This window comes from Wukongibacter baidiensis, assembly GCF_050888315.1.
GTDB lineage: Bacteria > Bacillota > Clostridia > Peptostreptococcales > Caminicellaceae > Wukongibacter > Wukongibacter baidiensis.
Map to the genome: position 1 here is coordinate 5,255,473 of NZ_CP138202.1, position 14,260 is coordinate 5,269,732.

The 14,260-nt window shown below is 33.6% G+C and carries 13 protein-coding genes; 11 read left to right on the plus strand and 2 right to left on the minus strand.

What is annotated here, in order from left to right:
• Positions 1 to 8: 8 nt before the first annotated feature.
• The 5 genes from R9X47_RS23730 (at position 9) to R9X47_RS23750 (ending at position 6,469) form a co-directional block, all read left to right on the plus strand.
• Complete coding sequence (locus R9X47_RS23730) at positions 9 to 1,208, plus strand: ROK family transcriptional regulator (RefSeq protein ID WP_432663566.1); 1,200 nt, start codon at positions 9 to 11, stop codon at positions 1,206 to 1,208.
• A gap of 256 nt (positions 1,209 to 1,464) precedes the next feature.
• Positions 1,465 to 2,634, plus strand: a complete 1,170-nt coding sequence (locus tag R9X47_RS23735; RefSeq protein ID WP_432663567.1) for a galactokinase — start codon at positions 1,465 to 1,467, stop codon at positions 2,632 to 2,634.
• A 16-nt stretch (positions 2,635 to 2,650) separates the two neighbouring features.
• Complete coding sequence (galE, locus tag R9X47_RS23740; RefSeq protein ID WP_432667690.1) at positions 2,651 to 3,640, plus strand: UDP-glucose 4-epimerase GalE; 990 nt, start codon at positions 2,651 to 2,653, stop codon at positions 3,638 to 3,640.
• Between the two features lie 12 nt (positions 3,641 to 3,652).
• Positions 3,653 to 5,167, plus strand: a complete 1,515-nt coding sequence (gene galT, locus R9X47_RS23745) for a UDP-glucose--hexose-1-phosphate uridylyltransferase (RefSeq protein WP_432663568.1) — start codon at positions 3,653 to 3,655, stop codon at positions 5,165 to 5,167.
• Positions 5,168 to 5,404: 237 nt separating this feature from the next.
• On the plus strand, positions 5,405 to 6,469 hold the full coding sequence (locus tag R9X47_RS23750; RefSeq protein ID WP_432663569.1) for an aldose epimerase family protein: 1,065 nt from the start codon (positions 5,405 to 5,407) through the stop codon (positions 6,467 to 6,469).
• A gap of 239 nt (positions 6,470 to 6,708) precedes the next feature.
• Here R9X47_RS23750 and fabF read toward each other — a convergent pair whose 3' ends face one another.
• Complete coding sequence (gene fabF, locus R9X47_RS23755) at positions 6,709 to 7,941, minus strand: beta-ketoacyl-ACP synthase II (protein WP_432663570.1); 1,233 nt, start codon at positions 7,939 to 7,941, stop codon at positions 6,709 to 6,711.
• 184 nt (positions 7,942 to 8,125) lie between these two features.
• Complete coding sequence (locus tag R9X47_RS23760; protein ID WP_432663571.1) at positions 8,126 to 8,356, minus strand: acyl carrier protein; 231 nt, start codon at positions 8,354 to 8,356, stop codon at positions 8,126 to 8,128.
• 188 nt (positions 8,357 to 8,544) lie between these two features.
• Between R9X47_RS23760 and bioF the strand changes: the two genes are divergently transcribed.
• From bioF to R9X47_RS23790, 6 genes are all read left to right on the plus strand, one after another.
• Positions 8,545 to 9,711 carry an 8-amino-7-oxononanoate synthase gene (bioF, locus tag R9X47_RS23765; RefSeq protein ID WP_432663572.1) on the plus strand — a complete coding sequence of 389 codons (1,167 nt, stop codon included), beginning with the start codon at positions 8,545 to 8,547 and terminating at the stop codon, positions 9,709 to 9,711.
• Entirely contained in the window at positions 9,708 to 10,439 is a 732-nt protein-coding gene (locus tag R9X47_RS23770; RefSeq protein WP_432663573.1) for an alpha/beta fold hydrolase, read from the plus strand. Before bioF ends, R9X47_RS23770 begins: the two co-directional genes overlap by 4 nt.
• Before the next feature lie 20 nt (positions 10,440 to 10,459).
• Entirely contained in the window at positions 10,460 to 11,275 is an 816-nt protein-coding gene (bioC, locus tag R9X47_RS23775) for a malonyl-ACP O-methyltransferase BioC (RefSeq protein ID WP_432663574.1), read from the plus strand.
• 297 nt (positions 11,276 to 11,572) lie between these two features.
• Positions 11,573 to 12,493 carry an ABC transporter ATP-binding protein gene (locus R9X47_RS23780; protein ID WP_432663575.1) on the plus strand — a complete coding sequence of 307 codons (921 nt, stop codon included), beginning with the start codon at positions 11,573 to 11,575 and terminating at the stop codon, positions 12,491 to 12,493.
• On the plus strand, positions 12,486 to 13,217 hold the full coding sequence (locus R9X47_RS23785) for an ABC transporter permease (protein WP_432663576.1): 732 nt from the start codon (positions 12,486 to 12,488) through the stop codon (positions 13,215 to 13,217). The genes R9X47_RS23780 and R9X47_RS23785 overlap by 8 nt, the downstream gene beginning before the upstream one ends.
• 178 nt (positions 13,218 to 13,395) lie before the next feature.
• Positions 13,396 to 14,253, plus strand: coding sequence for a YihY/virulence factor BrkB family protein (locus tag R9X47_RS23790; RefSeq protein ID WP_432663577.1), 858 nt, complete (start codon positions 13,396 to 13,398; stop codon positions 14,251 to 14,253).
• The last annotated feature ends 7 nt before the right edge of the window (positions 14,254 to 14,260 follow it).

Sequence of the window (14,260 nt, forward strand, 5' to 3'; positions counted from 1 at the left end):
ATCTGATTATGAATTATAATAGAGCTGATAAAAAACTTATTAAAAAGATAAATACAATTTCGATTTTAAAAATAATAAGGGAAAAGGGACCTATATCTAGAGCTGATATCTCGAAGATGATAGGATTGAATCCAGCTACTGTTTCTAGTAACGTTTCTGATCTTTTGAAAAGAAAGTTGATCAAAGAGGTTGGAAGTGGAGAATCAAGTGGTGGAAGAAAGCCTATACTTTTAGAGCTTAATAGTAGTGAAATCTATGTTATTGGTGTGGATATGGGAATAAAGAAGGTTTCTGCTGGACTTGTTGATATTGACGGAAACATTATTCAAAAAGTTACTCTACAATATCCTAGAGAAACCGAACAGGAAAATGTACTAGAAACAATAAAAAACTCTATTTATGAAGTAGTAAAGGGAAAAGATGAGGATTTTAATAAAATAGTTGGAATAGGAATGGGTATCCATGGTATTGTTGATACAGAGAAAGGAGTATCCTACTATGCTCCAGCCTTTGATTGGCATGATTTAGATATAGTATCTATATTTAAAAGCCAATTCAATACACCTATAATCATTGACAACGATGTACGGGTTATGGCTCTTGGTGAAAAATGGTTTGGAAAGGCTAAGGATGCTCAAAACTTTGTACTTTTAAATATCGGAACAGGCATAGGGGCTGGAATATATCTAAATGGCAATTTATATAGAGGAAACAATTTTGGTGCTGGTGAAATAGGTCATGTAAGCATTTCCGATAAGAAGATAAAATGCAAATGTGGTGAATATGGCTGCTTTGAGGCCATTGCATCTGGAACAGGTATAGTAGCAAGATTTGTTGAGGAATTAAACCAAGGAAGAGAATCTAGCATTTTAAATAGGATGGATATTTGTAATCTTACTTCAGAGGAAATCTACAAAGAAGCATTGAAGGGTGATAAGCTCTCCATTCAAATATTAAAGGAAACAGGAAATTATATTGGCACTGGAATCTCAATGCTTATAAATGTGTTGAACCCAGAGATGATACTGATTGCAGGTGGAGTATCGAAGGCAGGAAAATTCATTTTTGAAGGAATTCAAAGGGTTGTTTCAAAGAAAAGTATAAATAATAATTTGAAGTTTTTATACATAGGAGAAACAGACCTAAAAGAAGATGCAGGTATAGTAGGGGCTGCTACATTAATTATTAGAGATATTTTTAGTGTGTAACATGCACTATAGTTCTACTTGTAAAGTTAAATTACTCAAGTAGTCACTGAGAATCCTTTTGGCTCATGCTATGAACGTGTTTTAAATTGAAAATAGAGGTTAAAACACATTCATAAAAATCGCTCAAAAGGAAACCTCAGAGTCTACTTTCGTTCCTTAAGTTTTATTATAGTAGAACTATAATCTGTAGACTTTATTTATTAACTAAACAAAGAAAGACTGTATAGATTAAATAACTTTTTAAGGGGGACTAATTGTGAGTCTTATTGAAGGTTTAAAAGCGGATTTTATGGGGGTATTTGGTGAAGGAGAAGAAGTAAGAACTTTTTTTGCACCTGGACGTGTAAACTTAATAGGAGAGCACACTGACTACAATGGAGGATATGTATTTCCATGTGCATTGAGCTTTGGAACCTATGCTATAGCAAGGAAAAGAATAGATAATAGAATAAGACTTTACTCAAAGAAATTTGAGGACATGGGAATAGTCGAGTTCACAATAGATAATCTAAAATATGACGAAAATCACGGATGGGCAAATTATCCCAAAGGAGTAGTAAAAATATTTAAAGACAATGGATACGATGTTAACGAAGGTTTTGAGATATTACTTTATGGAAATATACCAGGTGCAGGTCTGTCATCCTCTGCTTCAATTGAGCTAGCAACTTCTGTAATGTTAAAAGGATTATTTGAACTAGAAGTAGATATGTTATCAATGGTACAGATGAGTCAAAAAGCTGAAAATGAGTTTATGGGTGTAAGCTGTGGTATTATGGATCAATTTGCTATAGGTATGGGTAAAGAAGGTAGTGCAATTTTATTAGATTGCAATACTTTAGAGTTCAAATACTCAAGACTAGATTTAAAGGATTCATCAATCATTATAACAAATTCAAATAAAAAAAGAGAGCTAGTAGATTCGAAATATAATGAGCGAAGAAGTGAATGTGAAAGAGCACTGTCACAGCTTCAAAAAAATCTAGATATAAATTTCTTAGGTGAGTTAACAGAAGAAGAATTTGAGGAGAACAAACACCTTATTGAAGGTGAAGTTGATAGAAAAAGAGCTAAGCATGCAGTTTATGAGAACCAAAGAACAATAAGAGCTGCAAAAATTTTAGAGGAAGGTAACTTGGAGGTCTTTGGAAAGTTTATGAATGACTCACATAAATCCCTAAGAGACGATTATGAAGTAACCGGAAAGGAACTAGATACCTTAGTAGAACTATCATGGAATCAAGAAGGTACAATAGGATCTAGGATGACAGGAGCAGGCTTTGGTGGCTGTACAGTGAGTATAGTAAAGAACGAAATGATTGATGAGTTTATTTCAAATGTAGGTGCTGCTTATGAAGAAAAAATCGGGTATAAAGCTGACTTTTATATAGCATCAATTGGTGATGGCGCAAGGGAATTATTATAAACTATAAAGGGGTGGAATTATGATATTAGTATGTGGTGGGGCAGGTTATATAGGGAGTCATACTGTATTTGAACTGATAGATAGAGGTGAAGAGGTTGTTATAGTAGATAATTTTCAGACTGGTCATAAGGGAGCAATACATCCAAAGGCTAAATTATATGAAGGGGATATAAGGGATAAGACCTTCTTAGATAAGGTATTTAGTGAAAATGATATTGAGGCAGTCATACACTTTGCAGCTAATTCATTAGTTGGAGAGAGTGTGACAAAGCCTTTAAAATATTATGATAATAATGTTTATGGTACAAAGGTATTACTTGAGGTCATGACTAATCACGAGGTAAAAAAGATAGTATTTTCATCGACGGCTGCTGTCTATGGAGAGCCTGAGAATATACCTATATTAGAATCAGATAAAACAGAACCTACAAATCCATATGGTGAAACAAAGATTGCGATGGAAAAGATGTTTAAATGGGCTGACAATGCATATGGAGTAAAGTATGTATCTTTAAGATATTTTAATGTGGCTGGAGCCCATAAAAGTGCTACAATAGGAGAAGACCATAATCCAGAAACTCATTTAATACCACTAATTTTACAAGTACCCCTTGGGAAAAGAGAATATATTTCGATATTTGGAGACGACTATGATACCGATGATGGTACATGTGTAAGAGATTATATCCACGTGACAGACTTAGCTGGTGCTCATATACTTGCTTTAGAAAAATTGCGTAGAGAAGAAAACAGCGCCATTTATAATTTAGGTAATGGCAAAGGATTTTCTGTTAAGGAAATGATTGAGGCGGCTAGAAGTGTGACAGGTCATCCAATTCCTGCAAAGATAGACAAGAGACGCCCAGGGGATCCAGCTAAGCTTGTGGCTTCATCCCAAAGGGCTGTAAAGGAGCTTAACTGGAAGCCAAGTTTCGTAGATGTAGAGGATATTATTAGAAGTGCCTGGAATTGGCATGAAAATAAACCAAATGGTTTTGAAGATTAAAGGGAGGAACCAATGGCAATTAACATTTATTTTGAGATAGAAAGACTAGTAAAATATGCACTAGATAAAAGTCTGATTTTTGAAGAAGATAGAGTATACAGTAGAAATCAGGTTTTAGAGGTTTTAGGTCTAGAAGACTTTCAGGAAGTAGAAGCAGTGGAGGAAAGCCTAGAGGTACCTACCGATATTCTAAATAATATTTTAAACTGGGCATATGAAAAGGGGGTACTAGAGCACAATTCACCTGTATATCGAGATCTTTTAGATACAAAAGTAATGAACTGCTTTATGCCTAGACCATCGGAAGTAATAAAAGACTTCTATGAAAAATACTATATAAATCCTATAAAAGCAACTAAGTATTATTATGATTTAAGCATAGCTTCAAACTATATTAGAACCGACAGAATAGCAAAGAATATGGTTTGGAAAGCAGAAACGATGTATGGTGAGCTTGATATAACGATCAATCTTTCAAGGCCAGAAAAGGATCCGAAGGCTATAGCAGCCGCTAAATATATAAAGTCAACTTTATATCCCAAATGTCTATTATGTAGAGAAAATGAAGGATACAGCGGAAGGATTAATCATCCGGCTAGGCAAAATCATAGGGTAATACCACTAGAACTGAGAAATGAAGAGTGGTTTTTGCAATATTCGCCCTATGTGTATTACAATGAACACAGTATAATCTTTAAGGGAAATCATGAACCAATGAAAATATCGAAAGAAACCTTTGATAGAATATTGGAGTTTGTAGAAAAGTTTCCCCACTATTTTATAGGTTCTAATGCAGATCTTCCGATTGTAGGCGGATCGATTCTTTCCCATGATCATTTCCAAGGGGGGAACTATGAGTTTGCCATGACTAAAGCACCTATAGAAACTAATTTTGAGTTTGTTGGATATTCTGATGTTGAAGCAGGAATTGTAAAATGGCCTATGTCGGTGATTAGATTAAGGGGTAGAGATAGACAAAGGGTTTCGAAGCTTGCAGAGATTGTATTTGAAAAATGGAAGGGCTACAGTGATGAAGATGTCAAGATAATATCCCACACTGGAGAGATACCACATAATACGGTTACACCAATTGCAAGAAGATCGGGTGAACTATTTGAAATAGATTTAGTTCTTAGAAATAATAGAACCAACGATATTTATCCATCGGGGATTTTTCATCCTCATCCCGAGGTACATCATATAAAGAAGGAAAACATAGGACTTATTGAGGTTATGGGTCTAGCGGTACTTCCGGCTAGGTTAAAAGAAGAATTGAAAAAACTAGCACAGCATCTTATAAATCCTAAGCTTGATATTGGGCAGGAGGAATCCTTAGAGAAGCATATGGATTGGTTTGAGGCTATAAAGGAAAACTACTCGGATATCACTGAAGATAATGTCAATGAAATTATAAGAAAAGAAGTAGGAAAGAAGTTTATGTCTGCCCTAGAGTATGCTGGTGTATATAAAAGGGATGAAGAAGGAAAGAGTGCATTCATTAAGTTTTTAGAAAGTATAAATGAATAGTAACTTGAGGATATAAGTGTATGGATTGTAAGGATATACTGTGCTCAAGTAGTCTCTGAGAATCCTTTTGGCTCATGCTATCAGCCTGTTTTTCTATATAATTTTGAAGGAGAAAACAGACTGATAAAAATCGCTCAAAAGGAAACCTCAGAGACTACTTTCGCTCCAACAGTTTTATAGTCTAAAGAGGTTACATAGGAACTTAATCCGGGTTAAATAGGAATGGAGTTGAAACTCATGAAGATTGTTAAAGAGGGATTTGGCACCTTGAAAAGCGGTGAAGAGGTTAATAAGTACCGTTTAAAGAATGATATGGGACTTGAGGTAAATGTACTGAACTACGGTGGAATAATAACAGAAATACTAGCTCCAGATAAAACAGGAAAATTTGAAAATGTTGTACTGGGATTTGATAACATTAGAGACTATAAAGAGAAGTCACCCTATTTCGGTTCTGTAGTTGGAAGAATTGCAGGTAGAATATCAGGAGCCTCGTTTGAAATCGATGGAGAGGAATATAATTTAGCTAAGAATAACGGAAGAAATAACCTTCATGGGGGAGAGAAGGGCTTCGATAAGGTTATATGGGAAGTAAAGGAAATAATTAGAGAAGATTATATTGGAATTGAACTAAGTTATTTTAGTCCCGATGGTGAGGAAGGTTTCCCGGGAAATTTAGATGTGAAAATGGAGTATCTATTAAACAACGACAATGAATTTGAAATAAAATATAGTGCGGTTTCCGATAAAAAGACAATTATTAATCTTACAAATCACTCGTATTTCAACTTATCCGGCGATTGTAAGGAAGATGTATTAGATCATAAATTGACGATAAACGCAGACCGTATAGGATATGTAAACCATGAAGTTATACCAAACGGTACGATTGTAGCTGTAGAAGGTACAGTCTTTGATTTTACAGAGGCTAAAAAAGTAGGAAAAGATATTAATCAAGATGACCAGCAGCTTCTATATTGTGGAGGGTATGATCATCCCTTTATATTAAATGAAGATGAAAATCCTGCTGCAAAGCTTGAAGATGAGGAAAGTGGAAGGGTATTAGAAATAATAACAGACCAGCCAGCAGTAGTATTTTATTCGGGAAATGGACTTGGAGAAGATTTGATTTTAAGTGGAAATAGAAAAGGTAAAAAAAACTTAGCTTTATGTCTTGAAACCCAAGATTATCCCGATGCAATAAATCAAGAAAACTTTCCAACTAAAATATATAATCCTGGAGAGAAGTATGAAGCCTATACGAAGTATAGGTTCAGATTGTTGACAAAGTCAACAAGATGACAGGCTGTTAAGAAAGCCGAAGTTCGAGGCGTGCTGAAATGAAGAGACCGCAGCGTATAAAGACATACGTAAGGGTTCTTTGTTGAAGTAACAACGAAGAAATTTGAGTTTGTTAGCAGCCTCAGCCTATGCGAAATATAGATTTTATTAGATTGTTTTCCCCTACATTAATATATATAAAAAGGAATTAGGTAAGAAATATTCTTATCTAATTCCTTTTTGATATTAAAACGTATGATTTACCATTTCTTAAACACAAGGGAAGCATTATGTCCACCAAATCCAAAGGAATTACTTAGGACATATTCAAGATCTACTCTACGTCCTTCGTTTACAACATAATCAAGGTCACAGTCTTCATCCTTGACATTATATCCAATAGTACCATGAATATAATTTTCTTCTAAAGCCTTTATCGAAGCTATGGCTTCAACTGCTCCAGCGGCCCCTAAAAGATGACCAATCATAGATTTTGTTGAGCTGATTGGAATATTATATGAATGTTCCTTAAATACAGCTTTAATGGCTTCTGTTTCAGCCTTATCATTATATGGGGTAGATGTTCCATGGGCATTTATATATGATATATCATCAGGAGATATTGACGCGTTTTCAAGGGCTAGCATCATTGACCTAGACCCGCCTTCTCCCTTTGGAGCTGGAGAAGTTAAATGATGAGCGTCGCAGGTTGATCCATAACCGACTATTTCACCATATATTTTTGCGCCTCTCTTTAAAGCATGCTCAAGTTCTTCAAGTATTATGATTCCTGCTCCTTCTCCCATGACAAAACCATCTCTGTCTTTATCGAAGGGAGTTGAAGCTTTTAAAGGGTCATTTTTTAATGATAATGCATTAAGATTAGTGAATCCTGCTAAAACTAAAGGTGTTATACAGGCTTCGCTACCGCCGGAAACAATTATGTCAGCATCACCATATTGTATAGTTCTAAAGGCTTCGCCTATAGCATTTGTACCTGCGGCACATGCAGTTATAACAGTATTGGCTATACCCTTAGCCTTTAAATCTATGGCAATGTTCCCAGTAACGATATTTGGAATTGACTTTGGCATTAATAGAGGTGAAACCATTTTCATTCCACCTTTTAGAAGCTTTGTAGTTTCTTCTATTATAGTAATTATTCCACCAACTCCATTACCGATAATCACACCTAACCTATTTCTGTCGATATCTACATTTTCTAGTCTCGCATCATTGTAAGCTTCTCTTGCAGCGACTATTCCTAGGTGGGAGAAACGATCAAGCCTTTTGAACTGTTTTCTATCAAAATGATCTCTAGCATCGAAATCCTTAAGCTCTGCTGCAACCTTTACCTTGGAATTCTCAATATCAAAGGACTTTATATAATTAATGCCACATAGACCTTCTTTAGCATTACTCCAAAACTCATCTACCGTATTTCCTATTGGTGTAACAGCACCAAGTCCAGTAATTACTACTCTTTTTTTCATAGTACCTCCGGTTTACTATAGATAAACAACATTAACATTTAAAATAAATTTTGAAGAAAATAAGTAAAAACTCAGGGACATCGAATCCCTTCGGTTTTGGTCAGATTTCTCTTCGAGAAATGACCTTAATGAACGTGTCTACATTTTTTCTTTGAAATTTATTAAACCTTGAAGTTGTTTATCTTTAGCTAATTTTACCTTCAACATGCGTTACAATATCTTCAACTGTTTGAAAGTTTGCTATTTCATCATTATCTATATCGATTTTATAAGCATTTTCTAAGGCTATAATAATTTGAGAAATATCTAACGAATCAGCGTCTAGTTCATCATACAGATGGCTTTCTAAAAGAATTTCATCCTCTGGTATACCCATTATATCCATGATTGCATCCTTTGTTTTTTCAAATATCATTTATATAACCTCCGTTATTCAACATTATTGTTTCTTACTCTATATATTATATATTATTTGTTTACAATGTAAACCTGATTTTTTTAAAAGGTTGACAATTGAGGTGGGTTGATATATTTTTATGATATATAGAAAACTATAAACCTATTAGAATGGTAGATAAACTCTATAAGATAGGAGAAAGAATAATGGAGAATATTTCTAAAACGCTATCTTTGATAAAAAAGGAAGGCCTATATCGTGATTGTAGATACTTAAGCTCCCAGCAAGCTCCTAAGGTAAACATTGAGGGGAGAGAAATAGTACTACTAGGTTCAAATAACTATCTTGGCCTTTGTGATGATATACGGCTTAAAGAAGCTGCTAAAGATGCAATTGATAAATATGGTGTGGGTTCTGGTGGTTCTAGATTGACAACTGGTTCTTATGATTTGAATAGGGAGCTAGAAGAAAAAATAGCAAGCTTTAAGGGAACTGAAGCAGCCTTAGTTTTTAATACAGGATATATGGCTAATTTAGGGATTATATCTGCCTTATGCGATAGAAAATGGGTTATTTTTTGTGATAAATATAACCATGCAAGTATAATAGATGGATGTCTATTAAGTGGAGCAAAGCTTGTTAGATATAAGCATTGCGACATGGAGGATTTAGAAAGAAAAATTGAGATATATAAAGGCAGCAATAATTTGATTGTAACTGATGGGATTTTTAGCATGGATGGAAATGCTGCCCCACTAAAAGATATTGTGAGGCTAGCTAAAAAGCACGATATAATTACAATGGTTGATGATGCCCATGGAGTAGGGGTACTAGGGGAAAAGGGTTCAGGGACTGTATCACATTTCAATTTAAATAAAGAAATAGATATACAGATGGGGACCCTAAGCAAGGCAATTGCTTCTGTGGGAGGATATGTTGCTGGCAAGAAGGATTTGATTGAGTATATCAAAAATACATCTAGAAGCTTTATATTTTCAACAGCATTGCCGCCTTCTGCTATTAGGGCTTCATTAAGGGCAATTGAGATAATTCAGGATGAAGAGGAAAGACGAAATAGACTAATAGATTTATCTGAGTGGTTTAAAGAGGAATTAACTCAGTTAGGATTTAGAGTTACCAATACAATTACTCCTATAATCCCAATTATAATTGGAGATGCCGAAAGGGCTGTAAAATTTAGTGAAAGTTTATTAGAAGAAGGAATCTATGTGCCTGCCATAAGACCTCCAACGGTGCCAAGAGGGACCAGCCGCCTAAGAATTTCCCTTATGGCTACCCATGAATATGAGGATTTAAAACATGTACTTGATGTAATTGAAAGCCATGGAAAGAGATTAGGAATTATTTCATGAAAAAAAACTTGGTAATACTATCGGGCTGGGCAGTGGATAAATTTGTGTGGAAGTCAATTATAGATTTGCTTGAGAGTGATTTTCAAATATTTATTATTGATTGGGATGATATACTATCATTAGATGGATTTAAAGAGAAAGTAATAGATTTTTTAGATAAGAAAGAAATCAATAAATTTTCAATAATGGCTTGGTCCTTAGGTTCACTAGTGGCCTTTGATTTAATTTTAAGGTATTCACTGCAAATAGAAAACTTGATTCTTTTTGGTCCAACCTGCAAATTTGTAAGGAACGAGGAAAGCCATTATAATATAGGTTGGCATGAAAAAATCGTAAAAAGAATGATTTCGATGCTAGAGATTTATCCTCAGAAAACTTTAGATAGCTTTTACAAGCAATTATTTACTGAGTTAGAAGTAAATAATAGGTACTATGACAAATATATAAAAGAGGTAAAGAAGTTGGACAAAGATTACTCTGTAAAATCACTAGCCATAGGATTAGAATATCTAATTAATAAAGATTTTAGGGAGAGTTTAATAAATATAGATATAAAGGCATTAATTATACATGGTGAGGGTGATATTATTTGCCCCCTGCAATCAGGAGAATATTTATATAGAAATTTAAAGGAATCAGAATTGATAGAGCTTAAAGGAACTGGACATATGCCTTTTTATACAAAACCAGATGAATGCTATGATATTATAACAGACTATACTAACTAATGACGAAGAGGGACGATAGAATGATTGATAAGGATAAACTAAAGAGACGCTTTAGCAGAAATGCAAAGCAATATGATGAGTACGCCAGGGTTCAAAAAGTGATGGGAGATAGTCTTGTAGAAAAGATTAAAAAGGATAAAGTTGACCCTATTAGCATATTAGAAATCGGATGTGGCACAGGATACGTAACAAGATTATTAATAGATAATTTTCCTAAGGCTAAAATTACTGCCGTAGATATAGCTCCTGGTATGATTGAATATGTAAACTCCACAATTGACAGTGATAATGTTAGACTTTTTTGTGGAGACATAGAAGATATGATATTAGAGGAAAAATATGATTTGATTATATCAAATGCAACATTCCAATGGTTCAATGACTTTGACAGGACCTTAGATAAATTAGTTAAACAGCTCAATCAAAATGGAGTTTTGAGTTTTTCAACCTTTGGAAAAGGGACTTTTTCTGAGCTTCATCAGACCTTTAAGAAAATTAGAGAGTTATTAAAAATCGAGGAAAATATTTCTCCAGGTCAATCCTTCTTGTCACTTAATGAATTACAAAATATTTGTAGCGACATTGTGGAGAAAAGCGGCCTAGGGTCTATTGAAATACATTCCTCCCAGACATATGAATATGAGTATTTTGATTGTTGTAAGGACTTTCTATTTTCTGTTAAAAAGATTGGTGCCAATAATAGTCAAAGTAATAGAAAAAGAATGGCTCCCGATTTTATTGAAAGGGTTATGGAAACCTATGATAGTGACTATAGGGTAGATAATAAGGTAAGGGCAACCTACCATAACCTATTTGTTTATATGAAATATAATTAATAAAAAATGAGGGCTTAAGGCCCTCAGGCTTTTGAGAAACCTGAATTTTTTTGTTGTTGTTTCAATCAAGAACCCTTACGTATGTCTGTATACGCTGAGATCTCTTGCTTTCAGCACGCCTTGAACTTCAGATTTTTCAAAAGCCTACCATCGTGTTGACTTTGTCAACAATCTGAGGGCTTTAGGCCCTTGAATTTTTTTCATAGCTATTAAGAATTTTGTAAGAATTTATTAATTGTTATGTAAAATATATGAACTATTATAATAAGTAGACAAAGGGGAGGGGGGAAAGCTTAGGTGTCTAATATTATAAAGACCAAGAACTTGACAAAGTATTTTGGTACTATAAAGGCTGTAGATAATGTAAGCTTGACGGTGAGAAAGGGAGAAATATATGGCTTTTTAGGTAGAAATGGTGCAGGAAAAACAACTACCATAAAAATGCTACTAGGGCTTATAAAGCCCACTAGAGGGGAAATAGAAGTTTTTGGTGAGGATTTGGAAAAGTCCAAGAGAGATATTTTAGAAAGAACTGGATATGTAGCAGAATTTTCTGGTTTCTATCCTAATCTCACAGGAGCCGAAAACTTGAAAATAAATTTAAAACTTTTAGGTATTCAAAAGAAAGATGCAATTGAGGAGGCATTAAATATAGTAGGTATATGGGAGGAAAGAAATAAACTCGTAAAAAAGTACTCTATGGGAATGAAGCAGCGTTTAGGAATAGCAAGGGCTATTCTACATAACCCTGAATTACTTATATTTGATGAGCCTACAAACGCCTTAGACCCAATAGGGATAAAGGAAGTACGTAGGTTAATAAAATCCTTAGCCGAAAAAAGAAATATTACTATTTTCATGTCAAGTCATATCTTAAGTGAAGTACAGCAGCTTGCCAATACTATAGGAGTAATTCATAATGGGAGGCTTGTTGAGGAAATATCATTTGGTGATTTAAGAAAGAAAAATAGAAAATATATTGAGATAAAGGTATCGAATGATGGCAAAGCATCTATGTTGTTAGAACGAGAATTAAAGATTTATGATTATGAAGTTCACGAAGATAACACTATAAGAATATATTCTCACTATGATATGATCAGTGAAATTAATAAAATGTTTATTATGAAGGATATAAGTGTTACCAAGCTAGGATTAAGTGAAGATAATCTTGAAGATTATTTTATTAAGCTTACTGGGGGGGACAGCATTGTTTAGATCATTGTATATAGAGGTAATTAAGTTAAAGCGTTCTACAATGTTATTAGTAAGTATGTTAGCTGTAGCTGTAGCACCTTTTTTAAATTATCTAATATTTTTAAGCTTAAAAAGTAATCTACCCTCTGCAATGAGTGTAGAAAGATATTTTGAACAAGGATATATTTTTTTAACAGCACTAACTGCTACTATAATTTTTACACTTATAGCTACATACGTTTTTGATAGAGAGTATCAAGAAAGAACCCTAGAGAATACATTAACCATCCCTATTGGAAGGACAGAAGTAATCATAGCGAAGATGATAATCCTTCTAGGATGGATCATCTTTCTAATGATATTTACCTTTGTGCTAACAATAGTGTTAAATTATATGGGAATATTTATTGAATTAAACTCTGCAATTCTAATGAAATATTTGAAGATTTACATTTTAACGGGAGTACTTCATTTTGCTTTGACGCCAGTAATAATATTTATAATCTTAGTATTTAAAAGTTATATATACTCAGTTGGATTCAGCATTTTTGTTACTATAACAAGCTTGGTTATTACGAATACTAAATATGGGGAATTGTTTCCATGGTCATTACCCTATCTTCTCGCTGCCTATAAAGGAGATCTTTATTATCCTGTATCCTATCCAATCATTTCAATAATATTAACTTTTATCCTTTCCTTAACCTTGTGCATAGTATATTTTAATAAGGAAGATATAGATTAACCTAGCAAATTGCTATAATAAATGGGAAATAATTAGATATAATATAAGGTAAATGATATTACTCAGAATTATTATAGAAATCAAAATGTAGATTTACAAGTACATTCTATACAAAATATTTTGATTGGAGAAATCTAATCCCAGAATAAGGGTCTAGATGACTTTGGGGGAGATAACTGTGGATATAGTAAAGAAAAACATCATTTTATTTATGATTGAAGAAATAAAGAGTAGGTTTAAATATCATAATATTTCTGCCTATGGAGCACAACTAGCTTACTTTTTTTTATTATCGCTTTTTCCTTTTCTAATTTCTCTTATTGCTATTCTAAGCATTTTCTCGATCTCTTTAGATGGGGCCCTTGACACTTTAGCAAGGGTAGCACCTAAAGAAGCAATTATAATAATCAATGATTATGTAAGAACCTTATTACCTTCCAGAAGTATGAATGTATTGTCAGTATCTTTTTTAGCAACGATTTGGTCTGCATCGAGGGCTGTTAACGCCTTGATAAATGCCTTGAATAATGCCTATGAAGTTCAAGAAACTAGGGGATTTATACGTAAAAGAATACTAGCAATTTTTTTTACAATCCTAGTGGCTTTTGCTATTGTTTTAGCCCTAACTATACCTACTATGGGAATGGATTTCTTGCTATGGGTGTCTAAATATATAGCATTATCAAATGCTTTAATTAAGGCATGGTACTATTCTAGATGGCTAATAATTACTTTTATACTGTTCTTGGTTTTAGGGTCACTATACTTAGTAGCACCTAACAAAAAAAATAGAATTTCTGAAATAATTCCTGGAACTATTTTTGCTATTTTTGGTTGGATATCTATCTCACTGGGTTTTTCATACTTTGTAAATAATTTTAGAAATTATACATTGGTTTATGGCAGTTTAGCTGCAATAATAGTCTTGATGATATGGTTGTATTTAAGTGGAGTGATTTTGATTATGGGTGGAGAAATGAATTCTCTATATAGCATTTATAAGCAGCTAAATAAGAGAGTTAACTTAAACAAATAAGGGGATA

Bases quoted from the DNA above. Each gene is read 5' to 3' on its own strand.
- R9X47_RS23730 (WP_432663566.1), top strand. From the start codon at position 9: ATGAATTATAATAGAGCTGATAAAAAACTTATTAAAAAGATAAATACA.
- galT (WP_432663568.1), top strand. From the start codon at position 3,653: ATGGCAATTAACATTTATTTTGAGATAGAAAGACTAGTAAAATATGCA.
- R9X47_RS23750 (WP_432663569.1), top strand. From the start codon at position 5,405: ATGAAGATTGTTAAAGAGGGATTTGGCACCTTGAAAAGCGGTGAAGAG.
- fabF (WP_432663570.1), bottom strand. From the start codon at position 7,941: ATGAAAAAAAGAGTAGTAATTACTGGACTTGGTGCTGTTACACCAATA.
- R9X47_RS23760 (WP_432663571.1), bottom strand. From the start codon at position 8,356: ATGATATTTGAAAAAACAAAGGATGCAATCATGGATATAATGGGTATA.
- bioF (WP_432663572.1), top strand. From the start codon at position 8,545: ATGGAGAATATTTCTAAAACGCTATCTTTGATAAAAAAGGAAGGCCTA.
- R9X47_RS23770 (WP_432663573.1), top strand. From the start codon at position 9,708: ATGAAAAAAAACTTGGTAATACTATCGGGCTGGGCAGTGGATAAATTT.
- bioC (WP_432663574.1), top strand. From the start codon at position 10,460: ATGATTGATAAGGATAAACTAAAGAGACGCTTTAGCAGAAATGCAAAG.